The organism is Actinomadura sp. B10D3 (genome assembly GCF_039871695.1).
In the GTDB taxonomy this organism is placed as follows: domain Bacteria; phylum Actinomycetota; class Actinomycetes; order Streptosporangiales; family Streptosporangiaceae; genus Spirillospora; species Spirillospora madurae.
In genome coordinates, this window is record NZ_JBDPLY010000036.1 from 49769 (window position 1) to 72434 (window position 22666).

18 protein-coding genes and 1 pseudogene are annotated in these 22666 nt (G+C 72.9%); 9 read left to right on the plus strand and 10 right to left on the minus strand.

The features are described from left to right. Positions 1-87 precede the first annotated feature (87 nt). Complete coding sequence (locus ABGB11_RS36965) at positions 88-2556, plus strand: LamG-like jellyroll fold domain-containing protein (RefSeq protein ID WP_347640182.1); 2469 nt, start codon at positions 88-90, stop codon at positions 2554-2556. 76 nt (positions 2557-2632) lie between these two features. Here ABGB11_RS36965 and galT read toward each other — a convergent pair whose 3' ends face one another. The 6 genes from galT to ABGB11_RS36995 form a co-directional block, all read right to left on the minus strand. Next, positions 2633-3706 carry a galactose-1-phosphate uridylyltransferase gene (gene galT / locus ABGB11_RS36970; protein ID WP_347640147.1) on the minus strand — a complete coding sequence of 358 codons (1074 nt, stop codon included), beginning with the start codon at positions 3704-3706 and terminating at the stop codon, positions 2633-2635. After that, complete coding sequence (locus ABGB11_RS36975) at positions 3703-4716, minus strand: ABC transporter permease (RefSeq protein WP_347640148.1); 1014 nt, start codon at positions 4714-4716, stop codon at positions 3703-3705. Before ABGB11_RS36975 ends, galT begins: the two co-directional genes overlap by 4 nt. Next, complete coding sequence (locus tag ABGB11_RS36980; RefSeq protein WP_347640149.1) at positions 4713-5678, minus strand: ABC transporter permease; 966 nt, start codon at positions 5676-5678, stop codon at positions 4713-4715. The genes ABGB11_RS36975 and ABGB11_RS36980 overlap by 4 nt, the downstream gene beginning before the upstream one ends. 1 nt (position 5679) lies before the next feature. After that, positions 5680-7287: a sugar ABC transporter ATP-binding protein gene (locus ABGB11_RS36985; RefSeq protein WP_347640150.1), complete on the minus strand. Its 1608-nt coding sequence runs from the start codon at positions 7285-7287 to the stop codon at positions 5680-5682. Positions 7288-7407: 120 nt separating this feature from the next. Beyond that, positions 7408-8496 carry an ABC transporter substrate-binding protein gene (locus ABGB11_RS36990; protein WP_347640151.1) on the minus strand — a complete coding sequence of 363 codons (1089 nt, stop codon included), beginning with the start codon at positions 8494-8496 and terminating at the stop codon, positions 7408-7410. A gap of 104 nt (positions 8497-8600) precedes the next feature. Beyond that, positions 8601-9380 carry a DeoR/GlpR family DNA-binding transcription regulator gene (locus ABGB11_RS36995; protein WP_347640152.1) on the minus strand — a complete coding sequence of 260 codons (780 nt, stop codon included), beginning with the start codon at positions 9378-9380 and terminating at the stop codon, positions 8601-8603. A gap of 81 nt (positions 9381-9461) precedes the next feature. Between ABGB11_RS36995 and galK the strand changes: the two genes are divergently transcribed. Next, entirely contained in the window at positions 9462-10607 is a 1146-nt protein-coding gene (galK, locus tag ABGB11_RS37000) for a galactokinase (RefSeq protein ID WP_347640153.1), read from the plus strand. 15 nt (positions 10608-10622) lie between these two features. Here the strand turns inward: galK and ABGB11_RS37005 are convergent, their stop codons facing one another. Further along, positions 10623-11426 (minus strand): DeoR/GlpR family DNA-binding transcription regulator, encoded by an 804-nt coding sequence (locus ABGB11_RS37005; protein WP_347640154.1) that lies wholly within the window; start codon positions 11424-11426, stop codon positions 10623-10625. A 175-nt stretch (positions 11427-11601) separates the two neighbouring features. On the opposite strand from ABGB11_RS37005, the gene ABGB11_RS37010 reads away from it, so the two are divergent. The 3 genes from ABGB11_RS37010 to glgX all read left to right on the plus strand — a co-directional run bounded on the left by ABGB11_RS37010 (position 11602) and on the right by glgX (position 15120). Next, on the plus strand, positions 11602-12177 hold the full coding sequence (locus tag ABGB11_RS37010) for a DUF4262 domain-containing protein (protein ID WP_347640155.1): 576 nt from the start codon (positions 11602-11604) through the stop codon (positions 12175-12177). 49 nt (positions 12178-12226) lie between these two features. Then, entirely contained in the window at positions 12227-12808 is a 582-nt protein-coding gene (locus ABGB11_RS37015) for a GNAT family N-acetyltransferase (RefSeq protein WP_347640156.1), read from the plus strand. A 218-nt stretch (positions 12809-13026) separates the two neighbouring features. Continuing rightward, complete coding sequence (glgX, locus tag ABGB11_RS37020; protein WP_347640157.1) at positions 13027-15120, plus strand: glycogen debranching protein GlgX; 2094 nt, start codon at positions 13027-13029, stop codon at positions 15118-15120. A gap of 9 nt (positions 15121-15129) precedes the next feature. Here the strand turns inward: glgX and ABGB11_RS37025 are convergent, their stop codons facing one another. Then, positions 15130-15531 carry a hypothetical protein gene (locus ABGB11_RS37025; protein ID WP_347640158.1) on the minus strand — a complete coding sequence of 134 codons (402 nt, stop codon included), beginning with the start codon at positions 15529-15531 and terminating at the stop codon, positions 15130-15132. Between the two features lie 140 nt (positions 15532-15671). Between ABGB11_RS37025 and ABGB11_RS37030 the strand changes: the two genes are divergently transcribed. Further along, positions 15672-16394 (plus strand): pyrimidine reductase family protein, encoded by a 723-nt coding sequence (locus tag ABGB11_RS37030; protein WP_347640159.1) that lies wholly within the window; start codon positions 15672-15674, stop codon positions 16392-16394. Here ABGB11_RS37030 and ABGB11_RS37035 read toward each other — a convergent pair. Continuing rightward, on the minus strand, positions 16376-17089 hold the full coding sequence (locus ABGB11_RS37035; RefSeq protein WP_347640160.1) for a dihydrofolate reductase family protein: 714 nt from the start codon (positions 17087-17089) through the stop codon (positions 16376-16378). The genes ABGB11_RS37030 and ABGB11_RS37035 overlap by 19 nt on opposite strands. Before the next feature lie 75 nt (positions 17090-17164). Here ABGB11_RS37035 and ABGB11_RS37040 point away from each other — a divergent pair, with 75 nt between their 5' ends. From ABGB11_RS37040 to ABGB11_RS37050, 3 genes and pseudogenes are all read left to right on the plus strand, one after another. Next, entirely contained in the window at positions 17165-18256 is a 1092-nt protein-coding gene (locus ABGB11_RS37040) for an ATP-dependent DNA ligase (protein ID WP_347640161.1), read from the plus strand. 266 nt (positions 18257-18522) lie between these two features. Further along, entirely contained in the window at positions 18523-20931 is a 2409-nt protein-coding gene (locus ABGB11_RS37045; RefSeq protein ID WP_347640162.1) for an ATP-binding domain-containing protein, read from the plus strand. 158 nt (positions 20932-21089) lie between these two features. Then, a pseudogene (locus ABGB11_RS37050) lies at positions 21090-22284 on the plus strand (2-isopropylmalate synthase); the annotation flags it as partial. On the opposite strand, the gene ABGB11_RS37055 reads toward ABGB11_RS37050, so the two are convergent. Continuing rightward, positions 22281-22472, minus strand: coding sequence for a DUF4236 domain-containing protein (locus tag ABGB11_RS37055; RefSeq protein ID WP_347640163.1), 192 nt, complete (start codon positions 22470-22472; stop codon positions 22281-22283). The pseudogene ABGB11_RS37050 and the gene ABGB11_RS37055 overlap by 4 nt on opposite strands. Positions 22473-22666 lie beyond the last annotated feature (194 nt).

The window sequence follows — 22666 nt, forward strand, 5'->3', positions numbered from 1 at the left end:
TATTATTGCAAGTTCGCTCTAAACCGCTCATGCTTGGTCGGCGAAGACCCCCGACGGCTTCGAACGGATTGGAGTTGTCCGTTGCATGTGCGTCGCCATCCCACCCTGCTGATCGCGCTCTTCACGGCCATCGCGAGCGCGGTCGCGCTGCCTCCGGCGTCCGCCGACGGCTGGCAGCCGAAGACGCCGCCGCTCACCACCCCCTGGACCCACGAGGTCGGTCCGCGCAACGCCCTGCCCGACTACCCGCGTCCCCAGCTCACCCGGAAGCGGTGGCAGAACCTCAACGGCGTCTGGCAGTTCGCCGGCGCCACCGCGGGCGAGCAGCCCCCCGTCGGCAAGACCCTCGACGAGCGGATCCTCGTCCCCTACCCGGTGGAGTCCGCCCTTTCCGGCATCGCCCGCGACGTCCACCACATGTGGTACCGGCGGACGTTCACCGTCCCCCGCGACTGGCGGGCGCGCGGGCAGCGGCTGATCCTTCGGTTCGGCGCCGTGGACCACAAGGCCACGGTGTACGTGAACGGGCGCCAGGTGGCCGCGCACACCGGCGGCTACACCGCGTTCTCCGCGGACGTCACCGACGCCCTCAAGCCCGGCGGCGCGCAGGAGCTGATCGTCGGGGTGGAGGACCCCACCGACATCGGCCGCCAGGCCGTCGGCAAGCAGCGCAAGCCCGGCGACGGGATCTTCTACACCCCGGCGTCCGGCATCTGGCAGACCGTGTGGATGGAGCCGGTCTCCGCGGGCCACGTCGAGGACCTCGCGATGACCCCGGACCTGGCCGGCAAGAGGCTCCGCCTCACCGCGCACGCGCCCGGAGCGTCCGGCGCGACGGTGGAGGCGGTCGCGTACGCCGGGCGCACGCCGGTGGGCAGGGTGACGGGCAAGGCCGGCGACGAACTCTCGCTCCGCATCCCCCGCCCGCACCTGTGGACGCCCGACGACCCGTACCTCTACACGCTGAAGATCCGGCTCCGGGACGGTCACCGGGTCGTGGACGAGGTCGGCTCCTACTTCGGGATGCGCTCGATCAGCCTCGGCAAGGGGGACGACGGCAAGACCCGCATGCTGCTCAACGGCACGTTCGTCCCGCAGGTCGGAACCCTCGACCAGGGCTACTGGCCGGACGGCGTCTACACGGCCCCGACCGACGAGGCGCTGAAGTTCGACCTGGCCGAGCACAAGAAGCTCGGCTTCAACATGGTCCGCAAGCACATGAAGGTCGAGCCGGACCGCTGGTTCTACTGGGCCGACAAGCTCGGGCTGCTCGTCTGGCAGGACATGCCCGCCATGTTCGGCGGCCACAACCCGCCCGCGGCGGACAAGCAGCAGTTCGAGACCGAGATGCGCGACATGGTGCGGCAGCACGGCGCCCACCCGTCGGTCGTCATGTGGGTGCCGTTCAACGAGGGCTGGGGCGAGTACGAGCCCAAGCGGGTCGCCGACATGGTCAAGGGCTGGGACCCGAGCCGGCTCGTCAACGCCGACAGCGGCGTCAACTGCTGCGACTCGCTGCCGGACAACGGCGAGGGCGACATCTATGACGACCACACCTACGTGGGGCCCGGCTCGCCGCCGGTCCCGCGCGGCCCCCGCGCCAGCGTCGCCGGCGAGTACGGCGGCCTCGGCCTCAAGGTCGACGGCCACATGTTCGACCCCGCGGGCAGCTTCGCCTACGAGATGACGCCCGACTCGGCGACGCTGACCCGCCGCTACACCGAGGTGCAGGACGGGGTGCGCACGCTCGTCGTCAAGTGCGGCCTGTCCGGGTCGGTCTACACGCAGATCACCGACGTGGAGAAGGAGGTCAACGGCCTCTTCACCTACGACCGGCAGGTGCCGAAGATGGACGCCGCCAAGGTCCGCGCGGCCAACCGGGCGGTCATCGCGGCGAAGCCGTCGTCCGGCGGCGGCGGTGAGCCTCCGGGCACTCCCGGGCTCGCCGGCGTGAGCTTCTACCCGTTCAGCGAGGGCAGCGGCACCACGACCGCCGACGAGGTCGGGGACCACGACGCCACGCTCGTCGGCGGGCCGCAGTGGACGACCGGCCACGACGGCCCCGGCCTGCAGTTCGACGGCTCGGACCAGTTCGCCGACACAGGCGCCGCGATCCTCGACACCGAGGGCGGCTACAGCGTGTCCGCCTGGGTGAAGCTGGACCGCCTCGGCTCGTTCGCGACCGCGGTCAGCCAGGACGGGCCGAGCAGCAGCGCCTTCTTCCTGCAGTACTCGGGAGCCGACAACCGGTTCGCGTTCAGCTTCGCCGGCGTCCGGGCGCTGGCTCCCGCGGCGCCGCAGACCGGGCAGTGGTACCACCTGACGGGCGTCCGCGACGCGGCGACCGGGGCGCTGACGCTGTACGTGAACGGCCAGAAGGCCGGCGAGGCCGAGGCGTGCCTCGGGACCGCCTCCACCGGCCACACCGTGATCGGGCGGGCCAAGTTCGGCGGCAACGCCGTCGACTTCTGGCCCGGCGCGATCGACTCGGTGCGCCTGTTCGACCGGGCGCTGTCGGCCGAGGAGGTGGCGAAGCTCGCCGGGACCGGCAAGTAGTCCCCGCAGGTAGCACCGGCGCCTGACCGAAGGAGGCGAGGAGCCCGCTCCTCGCCTCCTTCTCGTTGTGCGGAGCTCAGCCGGCCGCGCGCAGGCGGCGGGCGGCCTCCTCCGGGAGGACGTCGTTGATGAACGCGCCCGCACCCGACTCGCTCGCCGCGAGGTACTTGAGCTTGCCCTCGGCGCGGCGGGGCGTGAAGACCCGGACGGACAGGTGCGCCAGTCCGGCGTCCACACGGGCCGGGGCCTGCTGGAAGTGCGCGATGTACGGCGCGGGGGCGTCGAAGAGCCGGTCGAAGCGGCGCAGGACGTCCCGGTAGAGCGCCATCAGCTCGGACCGTTCGCCGGAGTCCAGGTCGGGGAGCCCGCCGACGTGCCCGTACGGGTAGATGTGGACCTCGTAGGGCCAGCGGGCCGCCTCGGGGACGAACGCGACGAAGCGGTCCGACCGGGCCACGACCCGTTCCCCGGCCCGTTCCGCGGCCACGATGGAGCAGAAGAGGCAGGAGCCCTGGTCGGCCCGGTGCCGGCGCGCCATCTCCAGGGCGCGCGCCGGCGCCGCCGGGACGAAGGGGTAGGCGTAGATCTGCCCGTGCGGATGGTGCAGGGTCGTCCCGATCTCCACGCCGCGGTTCTCGAAGACGAAGACGTACTCGGTGCCGGGGAGCCGGTTCAGCTCGGCCGTCCGGTCCGTCCAGGCGCGGGCGACGGTGTCCAGGCGGCGGTCCGGCAGCAGGGAGAACGAGGAGTCGTGGTCGCTGGTGAAGCACACTACCTCGCACCGGCCGCCGGCGGGCGGGCCGCCGAGGGAGGGGAAGCGGTTCTCGAAGGTGACCACGTGGTAGTCGGCGGCCGGTATCTCGCTCCGCCGGCCCTCGGTGGACGGGCAGAGCGGGCATTCGCTCTGCGCGGGCAGATGCGTGCGGTCCTGCCGGTGCGCCGCCATCACCACCCACTCCCCCATGACGGGGTCGAGCCGCAGCTCGGACCGGGGTTGCAGCGGGGGCAGCGGGCGCAGGTCGGGCGCCGTGCGGTCGTGGCCCGGTTCGTCGTCGAAGTAGATGAGCTCCCGGTCGTCGGCCAGCCGGACCGACGTGCGGAGCGAGTTCCGGTGGTCCAGGGTGCCGCCCCCGGTCTCGGAGACCGTCATGTGAGCCTTTGCACGCGGCTCAGGTAGCGCTGCACGACCACGACGACGGCGAGGAACGTGCCGCTGACCACCTGCTGGTAGGCCGAGGTGAGGCTTCCGATCTGATTGATGATGTTCTGGATGACGCCGAGCAGGAGCACCCCGGCCAGGGTCCCGGACAGCGCTCCGGCGCCGCCGGTGAGAAGCGTGCCGCCGATGACCACGCCGGCGATCACGTCCAGCTCCATGCCGGCGCCGAGGATCGTGACGCCGGAGGACAGCCGGGCGGCGTTCAGCGCGCCCGCGAGCCCGGCGAGCAGGCCCGTCAGGAGATAGACCTGGATCTTGGTGCGGGCGACGGGCACGCCCATGAGCCGGGCCGCGTCCTCGCTGCCGCCGACGGCGTACACGCGCTGCCCGAAGCGTCCGCGCTGGAGCGCGAGGCCGCCGAGGACGAACAGCGCCAGCGTGATGTAGACGGGATAGGACAGCCCGAGAAAGGTGCCCTGCCCGAGCTTCGCGAAGGCGTCGCTCTCCACGAGGTAGGTCTCGGCGCCCTCGTTGGAGATGGCGAGCATCAGCCCCCGCGCGCCGAGCAGGCCGGCGAGCGTGACGATGAACGGCGCCATCCCGGTGCGCGCGATGATCGCGCCCTGCGCGAGGCCGATGGCGCCGCACACCGCGAGCGGGAGCGCGAGGGCCGCGGCCCATCCGTACTGGGACGCCCACGCGGCGAGGACCCCGCCCAGCGCGAACTGCGAGCCGACGGACAGGTCGATGCCGCCGCTGATGATGACGAACGTCATGCCGACGGCGATGATCGCCAGGAAGGACGAGGAGGCGGCGAGGTTGGCGAGGTTCGCCCCCGACGCGAAGCCGTCGAAGACGACGGCGCCCACGGCCGCGACGAGGAGCAGCACGATCGGCGCGCCGTATTGCTGCAGCACGCGCCCGGCCTGCTCGCCGCGCGCGGCGGCGGCTCCCGGCTCCGGCTCGGCGGCGGGCCGGCCGACGGTGGTGAGCGGTGTCATCGGGTCATCCGTTCCCTGGCCGCGTAGACGGCGACGAGGATGATGGCGGCCTGCACCATCTGCGTCCCGGACGAGGGCAGGTCGTGCTTGGTCAGCGTCGAGGTGAGCAGCTGCATGAGCAGCGCGCCCATCACGGTGCCCGCCACCCGCACCCGCCCGCCGGTGAGCGGGGTGCCGCCGACGACGACCGCGGTGATGGCCGACAGCTCCATCAGCAGGCCGAGCGAGGTCGGGTCGGCCGCCTGGATCCGCGCCGTGGACAGCACCCCGGCGATCACCGCGAGGACGCCCGACAGCATGTAGACGAGCAGCAGGACGCGTTTGACCGGCAGCCCGGACAGCTCGCTGGCCCGCCGGTTCCCGCCGATCGCCACCAGCCGCCGCCCGAAGGTGGTGCGGCGGACGAGGAACCCGACCAGCGCGACGACGGCCGCCGCGACGAGCACGACGTACGGGACGCCGAGCACGGCGTCGCCGCCGAGCGACAGCAGGGCGGGGTCGCGGAAGTCCTCCAGTTGCGGGACGAAGACGTTGGCCAGCCCGCGCAGCCCGACCAGCAGCGCCAGCGTCGCCACGATCGGCTGCACCCCGACGAACGCGACCAGCGAGCCGCCCGCCAGCCCGCTGAGCGCGCCGGCCAGCAGCGCCATCAGCACCGCGGGGACCAGGCCGTACCCGAGGTACAGGGCGATCATGGCCGCGGCCAGCGACATCACCGAGCCCACCGACAGGTCGATGCCCTCGGTGCCGATCACCAGCGCCATTCCGAGCGAGACGATCAGGACCGGCGTCACCTGGACGAGCTGGTTCCGGAAGTTGTCCACCTCCAGGAAGTGCGGGGTGAAGAAGGCGTTGAACAGCAGCAGCACCGCGACGGCGAGGTAGACGCCGTAGTCCTGCAGCCACGTCAGCGCGCGGGCGCGGTCGAGCCCCTGCCAGGGGGAGGCCGTCACCTGGGCCATGTCAGTCCTCGTCCTTTCCGGTCGCCGCCGGCCCGTCCTCCTGCGGCGCCGCGTCCGCGGTCGTCCCGGGGCCCGGCTCGGCGGCGATGGCCGCCATGACGCCCTGCTCGCTCACCTGGTCGCCGGTGAGCTCCCCGGCGACCGCGCCGTCGCGCAGGACGACCACCCGGTCGGCCCCCTCGACGAGCTCCTCCAGGTCGGAGGAGATCAGCAGGACGCCGAGCCCCTCGCGGGCCAGCTCGTCGATCAGGGTCTGCACCTCCGCCTTGGCGCCGACGTCGATGCCGCGCGTCGGCTCGTCCAGCAGGAGCACCTTCGGCTCGGTGGCCAGCCACCGGGCCAGCAGCACCTTCTGCTGGTTGCCGCCGGACAGCTCGCCGACCCGCTGGTGCACCGAGGACGCCTTGATGCGCAGGCGCTTCATGAACGTGTCGACGACGCGGTCGATGCGGGCGTCGGAGACGATGCCCGCCCGCGACAGGCCGGGCAGCGCGGCGAGCGCGATGTTCTCGCGGATGGACAGGCCGGGCACGATCCCTTCGGCCTTGCGGTCCTCGGGCAGCATCGCGACGCCCGCCTTGTTCGCGCTCGCGGTGGTGGGCCGCCGCAGGGACCGGCCCGCGACGACGACCGTCCCCGCGTCCAGGGGCAGCGCCCCGGCGATCGCCCTGGCCGTCTCGCTGCGCCCCGACCCGAGCAGGCCGCCGAGCCCGACGACCTCGCCGGGGCGGACGGTCACCGACACGTCGTGCAGCTGGTGGCGGCGGGTCAGCCCGCGCGCCTCCAGCACCGGGACGTCGTCGGTGCGCTCGTGGTCTCCGGAGAACTTCGTGAGGCCCTCGGCGCGCACCTCGGCCATGTCCCGGCCGAGCATCAGCGAAACCAGCCGGAGCCGGTCCAGGTCGGCGAGCATGCCGGTGTGCACCATCCGGCCGTCGCGCAGGACGGTGACGCGGTCGCACACGCGGAACAGCTCGTCCAGCCTGTGGCTGACGTAGACGACCGCGATGCCCCGGTCCTGCAGGCCCCGGATGACGCCGAAGAGCGTCTCCACCTCGCGGGGTTCGAGGGAGCTGGTCGGCTCGTCCATGACCACGACGCGGGCGTCCACCGACACGGCCCTGGCGAGCGCGACCATCTGCTGCGTCCCGACGCCGTAGGACCGCAGCGGGCGGCGGACGTCGATCCGGACGCCGTAGGGGGCGAGGATCTCCGCGGCGCGCTCGTGCAGCGCGCGGGTGTCGATGAGGCGGAGGCGGTTGCGGGGCTCGCGGCCGAGCAGCAGGTTGCGCGCCACGCTCATCAGGGGGACGAGGCCGATCTCCTGGTGGATGGCCTGGATGCCGGCGCGCTGGGCGTCGAGGGGCCCGGCGAAGGAGACCGGCTCGCCCTGGATGCGGAGCCCACCGGTGTCGGGGCGGTGCACGCCGGTCAGCACCTTCAGCAGCGTGGACTTGCCGGCGCCGTTCTCCCCGACCAGCGCGTGCGCCTCCCCGGGGCGCAGGCTGAAGGAGACGTCGTCCAGCGCGAGCACCCCGGGGAAGCGCTTGACGATCCCGGCCGCCTCGATCAGCGGCACGTCGTGGGGGGCGGACTTGGGTGGGGACACGGGCCACTCCCGGCGGAGACCTCTGGAGGGCGGCGGGCTGCCACGGGGTAGGTAGGCGCCCGCCGCCCGGTCAGAGGCGGGGAAACAGGGTCATGCGGCGTCCGGAACGCCGGGTCCGGATCAGTAGGCGTACGACAGGGCCTCCTTGGCGTTGGAGGAGTCGTACTCGCGGTCCTCGATCACGACCTTCTGCGGGATCTCGCCGCCGTCGAGGAACTTCTGGAGCGTCTGGAAGGCCAGCGGGCCGAACCTCGGGTTGGACTCGATGACGGCGTGGATCCAGCCGTCCACGATGCCCTGCACCGCGGCGCGCGTGCCGTCCACCGAGACGATCTTGACGTCGCCGGGCTTCTTGCCGGCGCCCTTCAACGCGGTGACGGCGCCGAGCGCCATCTCGTCGTTCTCGGCGTAGATGGCGTCGATGTCGGGGTGGCTCTGCACGAGCTGCTCGGTGACCTGCTGGCCCTTCTCCCGGGCGAACTCGCCGGTCTGCTCGAACGTGACCTGGATCCCGGGCGCCTTGGCCTTGATCTGGTCCTTGAACCCCTTGGTGCGCTCGGTGGTGACGTTGTTGCCGGCCGCGCCGAGCAGGATCGCCACCTTGCCCTTGCCGTCCAGCGCCTTGATCATCTGGTCGGCGGCCCGCCTGCCCTGCGCGACGAAGTCCGAGCCGATGAAGGTCACGTAGTCCTTGCAGGCGGTCGCGTTGATCTGCCGGTCGACGGTGATGATGGGGATCTTCTTGGCCGTGGCCTGCTGCAGCACCGGCTCCCAGCCGTCGGAGTTGAGCGGGGCGATGACCAGCGCCTTGGCGCCCTGGGCGATGAGCTGCTGGACGTCGCTGATCTGCTTGCCGAACTGCGACTGGGCGTTGGTACTGCGCAGCTTGGACACGCCGGTCTTCTTGGCCTCGGACTTGATCGAGCCGGTCTCGGCGATGCGGAAGGGGTTGGCCTCCTTCTCCGACTGGGAGAAGCCGATCACCGCGCTCTTGGGGTCGAACTTCTCGCCCCCGAACTTGCCCAGGGTGCAGGTCGGCCCGGCGGCCGCGGAGGACTGGACGACCTGCTGCCGGCCCTCGGCGTCCTGGCCGCCGGCGGACCCCGCGTCGTCCTCGGACTTGGCGCAGCCCGACACGGCGAGCGTCACGGCGGCGCAGACCGCGATGGCGGACCTCAGCGAGGCGCCGGGCCTGGGGGGCTTGACCATGATCGTGGTCCTTTCGCGAACCGGGGTGGTGCCGTCATTCAGCCACCGCCGATCAGATTCTGTCAATATCGCTCAGGTAACGACATCCGTGCAACCGGGAACGGTCAACCGTGGACGGCGGTCACCCGGACCCCGACGATGGCGAGGGCGGCCAACTCGGCACCGCCCACGGGGGCGTCGCTGACGAGGGCGCTCATCAGGCCGGGCGGCACGGTCTGGTACACCGCCTCGACCCCGACCTTCGTCGCGTCCGCGAGCACCACCACCTCGGCGGCGGCGCGGGCGAGCGCGCGGTCCACCATCGCGACCTCCATGTTCGGCGTGGAGAGGCCGCGCTCGGCCGTCAGCCCGTTCCCCGACAGGAACGCGACCCGCGCCCGCAGGCCCGCCAGCGACTGCTCGGCCGCCCCGCCCACGAGCGCGCGGATGGACCCGCGCAGCACTCCCCCGGTCAGCAGGACCTCCACGTCGGGCGCCCTGGCCAGCGTGTGCGCGACCGCGAGCGAGTTGGTCACCACGGTCAGCCCGCGCCGGGCCACCAGGTGCGCGGCGAGCCGCTCGGTGGTGGTGCCGGCGCCGAGCACCAGCGTGTCGCCGTCCTCGACCATGCCCGCCGCGGCCACCGCGATGCCCTCCTTCTCGGCGCCGGCCACCCGCGCCTTCTCGCCGTAGGAGGGCTCGTACGCCAGCGTTCCGGGCGGGAACGCGCCGCCGCGGGCCCGGACGAGCAGGCCCTGCTCCGCCAGCACCCGCAGATCCCGGCGCACGGTCACGTCCGAGCCGCCGACCGCGGTGGCCAGGTCGCGCAGCGCCATCCAGCCGTTGCGCTGGACGAGCTCAAGGATGTGCCGCCTGCGCGCCGCGGCGAAGCCCGGTCCGCTCACCCGATCCTCGATGTTCGTAAGTGACAGTTATTGATTGATTCTGCCAGGATTGCGTCAGCAGCCTGTCAGCGAGGAGCCGCCGTGTCGATCGAGGACGAGTTCGCCGCCGCCTACGGCCGGGCACCCACCGCGGTCTGGCGCGCGCCCGGCCGGGTGAACCTGATCGGCGAGCACACCGACTACAACGACGGCCTGGTGCTCCCCTTCGCCATCGGGCTCGGGGTGACGGTCGCGGGTGCCCGCCGGGACGACGGCATGCTGGAGCTCCGGTCGCGCCAGGCGCCGGGCGACGAGGTGACCGTGCCGGTGAAGGACCTGGCGCCGCGCGGCGTCCCCGGCTGGGCCGCCTACCCCGCCGGGGTCGCGTGGGCGCTCCGCGAGCACGGCGTGGACGGCGCGTCCCTGCTGGTGGACGCCGACCTGCCGCGCGGTGCGGGGCTCTCCTCGTCGGCAGCGCTCGAATGCGCGACCGCACTGGCGCTGTGCGACCTCTACGGCGTCACCTTCTCCCGGACAGAACTCGCGCGGTTCGCCCAGCGGGCCGAGAACCTCTTCGTCGGAGTCCCCTGCGGGCTCATGGACCAGTCGGCCTCGCTGCTGGCCGTCGCGGGGCACGCCCTGCTGCTGGACTGCCGCAGCGGCGAGACCGAGCAGGTGCCGCTCCCGTTCGAGGGCCTGGCGGCGCTGGTCGTGGACACCCGCGCCGAACACGCCCTCACCGGCGGCGAGTACGCCACCAGGCGCGGGCAGTGCGAGCGGGCCGCCGAACTTCTCGGCGTCGCCTCGCTCCGGGACGTCGCGGACCTGGACCCGGCCCTCCGGAGGCTGCACGATCCGGTGCTCCGCCGGCGGGTCCGCCACGTCGTGACCGAGAACGAGCGGGTGGCGTCGGCCGCCCGGCTGCTTGAGGCCGCCGCCGCGACGCCGGGACGCGGGCCCGGCGCGGAACTCGGCGCGCTGCTCACCGCGTCCCACGCGTCACTGCGGGACGACTACGAGGTCTCCTGGCCGGAGGCCGACCTCACCGTGGCCGCGGGCGTGGACGCCGGCGCGCACGGCGGACGGATGATCGGCGGCGGCTTCGGCGGCTCCGTGCTGCTGCTCTGCCCTGCCGAGCGGGTCGCCGCCGTCCGCGCCGGGATCGAGGCCGCCTACGCCGCGCAGGAGATGCCGTCACCGCGCATCCACCGGGTGACCCCGTCGGGCGGTGCCGCACGGGGCGCCTGAGCGTGCCGCCCCGTCCTAGGACTCGGCGGAGTCGGAACGGACCGGGGCGACCCAGACGTCGACCCCCGCGTTCTCGAACTCGCTCAGCTCCGACTGGGGCGCCCTGCCGTCGGTCACCAGGAACGCGATCTCGTCGGTGGGCACCGTCTGGAACATCGTGTCGACGCCCACCTTCGTGTGGTCGACCAGGGCGACCACCTCCTGGGCGGCGTGCGCCAGCGCGCGGTCGACGCCCGCGACCAGCATGTTCGGCGTGGACAGGCCCCGCTCGGTGGTCAGCCCGTTCCCCGAGATGAACGCCCGGCGGACCCGCAGGCTGGCCAGCGTCTGCTCGGCCGCCCCGCCCACGAGCGCGTGGATGGCGCCCCGCAGGGACCCGCCCGTCATCACCACCTCGACGCCGCGCGCCTCGGCGAGCACCTGGGCCACGAGCAGCGAGTTGGTGACGACCGTCAGCGAGTCGAAGCCGACCAGCTCGCGGGCCAGCTCCCGGGTGGTCGTCCCCGCGCCGATCACCACCGCGTCGCCCTCCTCGATGAGGTCGGACGCGAGGCGCGCGATCGCCGCCTTCTCCTCGGCCGCCACCTTGGCCTTCTGCTGGTAGGTCGGCTCGCGCGACAGCCCGCCCGGCGCCATCGCCCCGCCGTGCCGGCGGTCGAGCAGCCCCTCCGCCTCCAGGGCGCGGATGTCGCGGCGCACGGTCGCCTCGGACGCCTCCAGCGACGCCGCCAGATCGCGCATGGAGACCGCGCCGTTCGCGCGGACGATCTCCAGCAGCCGCTGGCGGCGCTCGGCGGCGAACCCCGGACGACGTGGCATGCGTGCCCTTCCCGGAACGGTGCCGTGGTGACAGGTCGGTGGTCCCGATGATGCCAGAATCCGCGCCCGCCCCGAACGATCCGCGCCCGCCGGGCACCGGGATCCGCCGGGCGGGAGTCCCGGGGAAGGGGACACGCGCGCTCGCCCAGGGTCGATTGATCGTAAACTGAGGGTCATGTCCGGCGAGCATCCCCCGTGCACGTGCGTCATCTGCCGTGACTACGGTGACCGCGGTCGCCTGGACAACTTCCAGCTCCGCACGATCGTGCACATCACGCAGTACGGGTGGAGCGTCGTCCTCGTCCACGCCGACGACGACGGCCCCGGATGGGCGTACACGGTGGGGCTGTGGCACAGCCACCGGGCGCCCGAGCTGGCGATGTTCGGCGGCGACGTGTACGAGACCGAGGAGATCCTCAACGCCCTCGGCCGGCAGGCCGCCGAGGGCCGGGTTCCGGTGGACGGCGAGCGCCGCGACGGCGTCGTGCGGGGCCAGCAGGCCGCCTTCCGGGACGCCGACCCGCACTGGTACGGCGGGCTGTTCGCCGGCGCCGTGACGTTCTACCGGCGCCCCCCGCTGCCGATCCTGCAGGTCGTGTGGCCGAACCGGGAGGGCCTGTTCCCGTGGCAGCCCGGCACCGACCTGCCGTTCCGGCACGCGCAGCCCTGGCTGTGGCTCGACCCGAAGCAGCACCCGGCCGGCGCCTGGACGCGGCGGCTCGCCGGCCGGCGCGCCGACGGGTGGCTCTGACCGGCGGCGCCTCCGGACCGGCGCCCCGCGGCGGGCATACGATCGGCGGGTGTACGGGCCGATCGCCGCGACCATCCGGACCCAGCGCCTCGTCCTGGAGCCGCTGGCGGTCCACCATGCGGACGAGATGGCCCCGGTCCTCGCCGACCGGCGGCTGCACGCCTACACCGGCGGCGAGCCGCTCACGCGGGACGAGCTGCGCGCCCGCTACGCGCACCTGGTCGCGGGTTCGGCGCCGTTCCACCAGGAGTCCTGGCTGAACTGGATCGTGCGGCGCGCCCGGGACGGGCAGGCCGTCGGCTACGTCCAGGCGACGGTCGCCCCCGCACCGCCGGGGTTCACGGTGGCGCCGCCGGACGCCGGCTCGACGGTCACGCCCGGTCCGCCGCGGCACCGCGTCTCGGTCGCCTGGGTGATCGGCATGCCCTACCAGGGGTTCGGGTTCGCGACCGAGGCCGCCCGCGCGCTGCTGGACTGGCTGGCGGCGCACGGGATCCAGGACGTCGTCGCCACCATCCACCCCGAGAACCGGGCGTCGGAGGCGGTCGCGTCCAAGATCGGCATGCGCCCCACCGGGGAGACCAGCGACGAGGAGATCGTCTGGCGCCTCCCCCGCCGGGCCTGCCCGTGACACGCTGATGTCCGGCCCGCGCGTGGTAGGTGGGTGGTTGGGTGAGGGTTGCAGAAGGCATCGGGCGAAGCCCTCCGTTGATTGGTGGATGGGTGGGGGCTGCAGAAGGCATCGGGCGAAGCCCTCCGTTGATTGGTGGATGGGTGGGGGCTGGAGGACGGTGGGTACGCAACAATCGACGGGCCAGGACCAACCGGCCCCGAGGGGGAGAGCACGCTATGCGGGAGGTGTGGCCCGGGGACCCCTATCCGCTGGGCGCCACCTGGGACGGCACGGGCACGAACTTCGCGCTGTTCTCGGAGGTGGCCGGCCGGGTCGAGCTGTGCCTGTTCGACGACGCTGGACGGGAGACGCGGCGTGACCTGCCCGAGGTGGACGGGTTCGTCTGGCACGGCTACCTGCCCGGCGTCGGCCCCGGGCAGCGGTACGGGTACCGGGTGCACGGGCCGTTCGCCCCGCGCGAGGGGCACCGGTGCAACCCGTCCAAGCTGCTGCTCGACCCGTACGGCAAGGCGGTGGAGGGCGACGTCCGCTGGCACGAGTCGCTGTTCTCCTACCGGTTCGCCGACCCCGACGCGCTGAACGAGGACGACAGCGCCCCCTACATGCCGAAGAACGTGGTGGTGAACCCGTTCTTCGACTGGGCGGACGACCGCGCGCCCCGCGTCCCCTACCACGAGAGCGTCATCTACGAGGCGCACGTCAAGGGGCTGACGAAGCTGCATCCCGGCATCCCGGAGGAGCAGCGCGGGACGTACGCGGGCCTCGCCCACCCGGTGATGGTCGACCACCTGCTCGACCTCGGCGTGACGGCGGTCGAGCTCATGCCGGTGCACCAGTCGGTCCCCGAGCACGCGCTGGTGGCGCGCGGGCTGGACAACTACTGGGGCTACAACACGATCGGGTTCTTCGCGCCGCACAACTCCTACAGCTCGTCCGGGCAGTACGGGGAGCAGGTGCTGGAGTTCAAGGCGATGGTCCGCGCCCTGCACGAGGCGGGCATCGAGGTCATCCTGGACGTGGTCTACAACCACACCGCCGAGGGCGACCACCTCGGGCCGACGCTGTCGTTCCGCGGCATCGACAACGCCTCGTACTACCGGCTCCGGGACGACGACAAGCGCTACCACCTCGACTACACCGGCTGCGGCAACTCGCTGAACGTCCGGAACCCGCACGCGCTGCAGCTCATCATGGACTCGCTGCGTTACTGGATCCTGGACATGCACGTCGACGGGTTCCGCTTCGACCTCGCCTCCGCGCTCGCCCGCGAGCTGCACGACGTCGACCGGCTCGCCGCGTTCTTCGACCTCGTCCAGCAGGACCCGGTCGTGTCGCAGGTGAAGCTGATCGCCGAGCCGTGGGACGTCGGGGAGGGCGGCTACCAGGTCGGCAACTTCCCGCCGCTGTGGACGGAGTGGAACGGCAAGTACCGCGACACCGTCCGCGACTTCTGGCGCGGCTCGTACGCGACCATGCCGGAGTTCGCGTCCCGCCTCACCGGCTCCTCCGACCTGTACGAGCACAGCGCGCGGCGCCCGTTCGCGTCCATCAACTTCGTCACGTGCCACGACGGGTTCACGCTGACCGACCTGGTCTCCTACAACGACAAGCACAACGAGGCCAACGGCGAGGGCAACCGGGACGGCACCGACGACAACCGCTCCTGGAACTGCGGGGTAGAGGGCCCCACCCGCGACCCCGCCGTCCTCGACCTGCGCGCCCGGCAGCGCCGCAACTTCCTCGCCACGCTGTTCCTCTCGCAGGGCGTGCCGATGCTCTCGCACGGGGACGAGCTGGGCCGCACCCAGATGGGCAACAACAACGCCTACTGCCAGGACAACGAGCTCGCGTGGGTGCGCTGGGAGGACTCCGACGACATGGAGTTCGTCCGGATCCTGTCGCGGCTTCGGCACGACCACCCGGTGTTCCGGCGCCGCCGGTTCTTCACCGGCCGGGGCTCCGGCGCCGCGGCCGACATCGCCTGGCTCACCCCCGCCGGCGAGAGCATGACCGACCAGGACTGGAACGTCGGGTTCGCCAAGTCGCTCGGCGTGTTCCTCAACGGCGACGCCATCACCGAGCCCGATCCGCGGGGCCGGCGCGTCCGCGACGACTCGTTCCTCCTGCTGGTGAACGCCGGGTCGGAGCCGGTCGAGTTCACGCTCCCCGGCGCCGAGTACGGCGAGCGCTGGGAGTTCGTGCTCGACACCGCCGAGCCCGGCACCGTCGGCGAGCGCCCCCGGCTGAAGGCCCGCGACACCGTCCCGGTCGGCGACCGGGCGCTGCTCGTCCTCAAGCGGGGTGCGTGAGCCCGCCGCTCACGCGCGGGTCGCCTCCATCGCGGTCAGGAACACCAGGACGAACGTCGCGACCGCGGCCGTGCCGTGGGTGATCACCGCCGTCGCGGGGAACGCCTGGTCCGTGCCGCGGGCGTGCCGGCCGCCGCGTCCGACGAGCCAGCGGGTGAACATCAGGAACCCCTGGAGGATGACGACGAGCAGCGTCCCGAAGGCCGCCCAGGCCCAGGCGGCGCTTCCGGTGGCCAGGTAGGCGATCCAGAGGACCAGCCCGGCGAGGGCCGCGAGCGGATGCCCCGCCACGACCAGTACCGGAAAGCGCGTCACCTTCGTCGACGGACCCCCGCGGGCCATCCAGATGACCAATAATCGGCCGCCGCCGGTGGCGGCGAGGACCCACGCGCCCAGTGCCGTGTACCCCAACCCCCGCTCCCTTCGTGAGATTCTCATCTCCGATCCCCGCGGCCAGTGTCTCGGCCGGAGGCCCCGCGTATGACGGATTCGCGAAACTTGGTGTACGGCCGGTCACTCCGCGCGTCCGGCGTCGAGTAGCTTGAGACCTCATGCGGACGCTCTCTCCGGAGCCCGGCGAGGCCGATCTCGCCGAGCGCTACGCCTACCCGTCCGGCACCACCTGGCTGCGGGCCAACATGGTGGCCAGCCTGGACGGTGCCGCGCAGCGCGACGCGCGCAGCGGCGGCCTCGGCAACTCCTCCGACCGGCACCTGTTCCTGCTGCTGCGCGGGCTCGCCGACGTCGTGATCGTCGGCGCCGGCACCGTGCGCGCCGAGGGCTACGGGCCGGTCCGTCCGAGCGCGGGGTGGGACGGCCTGCGCGACGGCAGGCCGCCTGTCCCGCCGCTGGCGATCGTGTCCCGGACGCTCGACCTCGACTTCGACGCGCCGGTCTTCACCGAGGCGCAGAGCCGCACGATCGTGCTGGCGGCCGGGTCCGCCGACCCGGACCGGCTGGCGGCCGCCCGGGAACGCGCCGACGTCATCGTCACCGGGAAGAACACGCTCGACTTCCCCGCCGCGGTCCGGGAGCTGGCCGCCCGCGGCCACAGGCGCCTCCTGTGCGAGGGCGGTCCGGGGGTCCTCGCACAGGTGGTGGCGCACGGGCTGCTGGACGAGCTGTGCCTCACGCTGAGCCCCCTGCTGCTCTCCGGGCACCCGACACGGATCCTGGACGGCCCGTCCCTGGCCGTCCCGTCCGAGCTGAAGCTCGCCCACGTCCTCCAGGACGACAACGGCTTCCTCTTCCTGCGTTACACCCGCAGCCGGTAACGGGCGAACAGCACGCCCTCGTCCAGGTAGAGGGCCGTGGGGGTGAGCGGTATTTCGGCGTTCAGCCCGTCCAGGAGGCGGGTGTGGCGCCGCGCTCCGAGCAGGGTCGGGGCGATGCTGAGGCACAGCTCGTCGACGAGGGACGCCCGGATGAGCGCGGTGGCCAAGGAAGGACCGCCCTCGCAGAGCAGGTGCTCGTATCCGAGCTCCTCGCGGAGAATCGTGACGGCCGCGGGCAGGTCGACGTCGTCCTCCCCCGCGGCGACCGCCTGGACGTGGTCCGGAACCCGGTGCCGGACGCCGCGTGAGGTCACGACGAGCGTGGCCGTCTCGGCCTCGGTGAACAGCGGGAGCGTCCAATCAAGGTCGGCGGAGCGGCTCACGACGACGATCGGCGCGGGCGGGCGGGCGCGGCGCGCGCGCAGATCGGGCCGGAGGCGGGCCGGGCCGAGGCGTCCCGTGCGGACCGTCCCGGCACCGACGAGGATCGCGTCGGCCAGTGCCCGCAGGGTCCGGAACACGCGGAAGTCGGCGGCGCCGCCGAGACCGTCCGTCCATCCCTCGGCGTCGGTGACGGAGCCGTCCACGCTCATGACCATACCCAGCCGGAGGCCCGGCAGGTCGGCGTAGGCCTCGTACGGGTCGGCGGCGGGGGCGGCGGCGCCGGCGGGGGGCTCGGGCAGCAGACGGCGCATGACCTGCACAGTATCGAACCCCGTATCGCGCCCCCGGCGTGTCCTTTTGTCGGTGCGGGGGCGCAAGATGGGGGGATGGACCTGCCGATCAGCCCGCCGCTGCCGCCGATGCTGGCCAAGGCGGTCAAGACCATGCCCAAGGGCGACCTGCTGTACGAGCCCAAGTGGGACGGATTCCGCTGCATCGTCTTCCGGGACGGCGACGAGGTGGAGCTGTCCAGCCGGGGCGAGAAGCCGCTCACCCGCTACTTTCCCGAGCTGGTCGAGGCGGCGCTGCGCGAGCTGCCGCCGCGGTGCGTGGTGGACGGCGAGATCGTGCTGCCGATGGGGACGCGCCTCGACTTCGACGCCCTCCAGCAGCGCATCCATCCCGCCGCATCGCGGATCAAGCTCCTGTCGGAGAACACCCCGGCGTCGTTCGTCGCGTTCGACCTGCTCGCGCTCGGGGACGAGTCGCTGCTGGAGGTGCCGCTCGGCGAGCGCCGGCGGCGGCTGACCGAGGTGCTGTCCGGGGCGAAGGCGCCGATCCACGTCACGCCCGCCTCCGACTCCTACGACCTTGCGCTGCGCTGGTTCGAGGAGTTCGAGGGCGCGGGGCTGGACGGCGTCATCGCCAAGCCGCGGGACATCCCGTACCAGCCGGACAAGCGGGTGCTGTTCAAGGTCAAGCACGAGCGGACCGCCGACTGCGTCGTGGCCGGCTTCCGCTGGCACAAGTCGGGGCCCATCGTCGGGTCGCTGCTGCTCGGCCTCTACAACTCCGAGGGGCACCTCCAGCACGTGGGGGTGGCGGCGTCGTTCACGATGAAGCGCCGGGCGGAGCTGGTCGAGGAGCTGAAGCCCTACCGGTTGGAGGATCTTTCCCAGCATCCCTGGTCTGAGTGGGCGAACCAGACGGAGGCCACCGTCGACCGCATGCCGGGCGCCATCTCCCGCTGGACGGGCAAGAAGGACCTCAGCTGGGTGCCGCTGCGTCCCGAACTGGTGGTCGAGGTGGCGTACGAGGCGATGGAGGGCGACCGGTTCCGGCACACCGCCCGCTTCCGCAACTGGCGGCCCGACCGGACCCCGGGCTCCTGCACCTACGAGCAGCTGGAGGTCCCCGTGGCCTACGACCTCGCCGACATCTTCGGCGGCCAGGCGACGAGCCCGCGCGTCGACCGCTGACCGGAGTCCGGCGCCGCGCCGCGTCCGGCGCCGGACCCGCGCGGCCGGGGCGCCTCGCGCCCCGGCGCCGGCCCGGCAGTGATCGCCGGACAGCCTCATGAAGGCCGGTGGCCTCGGGGCACGCGCGGATGACGTCCGCGGCAACGGAGAAGATCTTCCGCAGGCGCCGGGAAGATCGGGCAGCGCGGAGAGAAGGATGCTAGGCTAGCGCGTTACAGACTACGCACACAGATCACCAATCCTATGAATAGGAGTGTACCCGAGGTATGGGACTCCGTCAAGCGGATGCTGTCAACCCCGAGCGCGAAGAAAAAGCCCGGCAGGCCGCGCTGCGTGCCGAGCAGGAGTACGTGTCCCGCGTGTACGCGCGGCTCGACGCCGAGCGGGCGGGGGCGGAGGCCGCGCTGCGGCGGGGGCCGGCCGGAGGAGGCGGCGTGTTCCAGGCGCGCCTGGAGAGCGCCGTCGCCGCCGAGGAGGCCACCCGCCGCCTCGCCCGGCTCGGCGGTGTGGAGCACGGCCTGTGCTTCGGGCGCATCGACCACCGCGCCGGTGCCGACGGCCCCGGCGACACGTTCTACATCGGCCGCATCGGGCTCCGCGACGAGGACCGCGAGCCCATCCTGATCGACTGGCGCGCCGAGGCGGCCCGCCCGTTCTACACCGCGACGCCGGGCGCGCCCGGCACGCTCGCGCGCCGCCGTCACCTGCACCTGCGGCACCGCGAGGTCGTCCGGCTGGACGACGAGGTGTTCGACCTGGAGGGCCTGGCGGAGTCGGAACGCCGCGGCATCGTGGGCGAGGCCGCCCTCCTCGCCACGCTCCGCCGCCGCCGGACCGGCCGGATGAGCGACGTCGTCGCGACCATCCAGGAGGAGCAGGACCAGGTCATCCGGTCGGGCCTGCATGGCGTGCTGGTCGTCCAGGGCGGTCCCGGCACCGGCAAGACGGTCGCCGCCCTGCACCGGGCCGCGTACCTCCTTTACACGCACCGCGACGTCCTCGAACGCCGCGGGGTGCTCGTCGTCGGCCCCAACGCCACGTTCCTCCGCTACATCGAGCAGGTGCTGCCGGGCCTGGGCGAGACCGACGTCGCGCTGGCCACGGTCGGCGAGCTGTACCCGGGCCTCAAGGCGACGGCCGCCGAGACCCCGGCGTCCGCCGTCGTCAAGGGAGGCCTGCGCATGGCCGACTTCGTCGAGGCCGCCGTCCGCGACCGGCAGATCGCGCCCGCCGACGGCCTGCGCATCGGAACCGACGACCTCGTCCTGGAAGTGGACGCCGCCAGGTGCGAGCAGATCCGCGACCGCGCCCGCGCGCTGCACCTTCCGCACAACATGCAGCGGCGCCGGTTCGTCCACGACATGCTGGAGGCGCTCGCCTTCAACCGGGCGGAGCAGTACGACCGCATCATGGACGAGCCGCTGGAGGAGATCGCGAAGTCCGGCGGGCTCCCCGACTGGCTCCAGGAGCTCATCGACGAGGCCGAGGACGAACCCCTCCTCGACGAGACGGACCTCCGTCTCGCCAAAGAGGCCCTGTGGCAGGACCCGGCCGTCCGGTCCGCGCTGGACGGGCTGTGGCCCGAGCTGACGCCCCAGCAGCTCCTCGACGACCTCTTCGCCGATCCCGAGGCGCTCGCCCGCGTCGGCGCGCAGGCCGGCCTCTCCCCCGCCGAGTGCGCGCTCCTGCACCGCCCGTCCGGCTCACCGTGGACGGTCTCGGACGTTCCCCTCCTGGACGAGGCCGCCGAGCATCTCGGCAAGGACGACTCCGCCGACCGGGCCCGGGAGCGGGCCGCGCGGGCCGCGCAGGCCGAGGAGGAGCGCTACGCCCGGGAGGTCATCGAGACCGCCGGGACCACCGACCTCCTGTCCGCACGCGACGTGATCTCCGCCGGCGAGCTCGCCGAGCGCCACCACGACGACGGCCCCGTCCTCACCACCGCCCAGCGCGCCATGGCCGACCGCGAGTGGGCGTACGGCCACGTCATCGTCGACGAGGCCCAGGAGCTCTCCGAGATGGTTTGGCGCACGGTGATGCGCCGCGTCCCGACCCGCTCCCTCACCGTCGTCGGCGACATCGCGCAGACCGGCAGCGCCGCGGGCGCCGCGTCCTGGGGCCAGATGCTCGACCGCTACGTGCCGGGCCGCTGGCGCGAGCAGCGCCTCCTCGTCAACTACCGCACGCCGGCCGCCATCATGCGGGTCGCCGCCGACGTCCTCGCCGCCGTCGCTCCCGACCAGACCCCGCCCGAACCCGTCCGCGACGACGGCCCGCCGCCCGCCGCGGTCGCACTGCCGGTCGCCGAGCTGCCGTCCCTCGTCCACTCGGAACTGTCCCTGGTCACCGGGGGCGAGGACATCGGCGGCGCCTTCAAGGAGGGCCGCCTCGCCGTCATCACCTCGGCGGCCCGGCACGCCGCCGCCCTGGACGCCCTCCCGGACGCCGCCGCCGGCGCCACTCCGGAGGCCCTCGACTCCCCCGTCGTCGTGCTGACGACCGAGGAGGCCAAGGGCCTGGAGTTCGACTCGGTGATCGTCGTCGACCCGTCCGGCATCCTCGCCGAGTCGCCCAAGGGCGGGCAGGACCTCTACGTCGCCATGACCCGCGCCACCCGCCGCCTGACCATCGTCCACGACGGCGACCTCCCGCCCCTCCTGTCGGCCCTGGCCTAGCCGCGCTGGATGGCTTCGAGGGTGCCGTGGAGTTCGGTTCTGATGATCCGCCCCGCGGCGGCGGGGTCCCGGATGCGGATCGCCTCCACCAGGGCGGCGTGGGCGGCGCGGCCGTGCGCGGTGTCGGACGTCCGGACGTCGACGAGCGCGACCAGGTCGAGTTCTCCCCCGAGACGGTCAACGTCACCGAGCCGGACTACGCGCTGGAGGTCTGCGACGCGGTCACCGGGCTGTGGGACGCCTCGCCCGACCGCCCGGTGATCCTGAACCTGCCGGCGACGGTGGAGATCGCCACGCCGAACGTGTACGCCGACCAGATCGAGTACATGCACCGCAACCTGGCCCGGCGGGACGCGGTGATCCTGTCGGTCCACCCGCACGACGACCGCGGGACGGGCGTCGCCTGCGCGGAGCTGGCGCTGCTCGCGGGCGCGCAGCGGATCGAGGGCTGCCTGTTCGGCAACGGCGAGCGGACCGGGAACGTCGACCTGGTCACGCTCGCGCTGAACCTGCACGCGCAGGGCGTCGACCCGCGGATCGACTTCTCCGACATCGACGAGATCCGCCGGACGGTCGAGTACTGCAACCGGCTGCCCGTCCACGAGCGGCACCCGTACGGCGGCGACCTGGTCTACACGGCCTTCTCGGGGACGCACCAGGACGCGATCGGCAAGGGCATGGCCCGCCACGCCCGGCGCGCCGAGGAACAGGGCGTGCCGCCGGAGCGGCTGCCGTGGGACGTCCCGTACCTGCCGATCGATCCCGCCGACGTCGGGCGCGGGTACGAGGCGGTCATCCGGGTGAACAGCCAGTCGGGGAAGGGCGGGATCTCCTACCTGCTGCGGACCGGGTACGGGCTGGACCTGCCGCGCCGGCTGCAGATCGAGTTCTCCCAGGTCGTCCAGCGGGCGACGGACGGCAGCGGCGAGGAGGTCACCGCGGAGGAGCTGTGGGACCTGTTCCGCGCCGAGTACCTCGACCGGACCGGGCCGGTCACGGTGGCCGGCTGGCGGACGTCCCAGGCTCCTGCGCAGGGGCGCTCGCAGGAGACGGGCTCGGCGCGGCACGACTTCACCGGTGTCATCGCCGTCGACGGGGACGAGCGCGAGTGCACCGGCTCCGGCAACGGCCCCCTGGACGCCCTCACCGGCGCGCTGGCCGCGGCGGGGATCAAGGTGGACGTCCTCCACTACGCCGAGCACTCGACCGAGGCCGGCCCCGACGCCATGGCCGCCGCCTACGCCGAATGCCGGGTGGACGGGGTGACGGCGTGGGGCGCGGGCCTCGACACGTCGGTGCTCACCGGCTGTGGAGGCCGTCCTGTCGGCGGTGAACCGCGCGAAGCGCGGCTAGCGGCGCCGGCCGAGGGGGCGGCGCCAGGACAGGCCCGTTCCGGGAATGCGGAACGTCATGTGCCGGCGCCCGTCCGCGGAGCGGGTGTAGCGGGCGCCGCGCGTCCCGACGCTGTGCCCGACACCCTTCCTGGACAGGTTGATCCGGAACGGTCCCTTGCGTAGTGATTTGCGGTAGCTCCAACCCATGGAGGCGGGGGTGCCCGGCAAGCACGCCGGGCATCCCTCGCCGCCGTCACGGACGGACCGGTATCACGGTTGCGGACAGACCGTGAGGCGCAAGGGCAGGACGTGACCAAATCCGGTCCGAGTTCGTCGTGCGCCGCCCTTTACCCCGCGCCGCCGGGCGAGGAACCTGTGGCCCAACGGAGATCATTTTCATG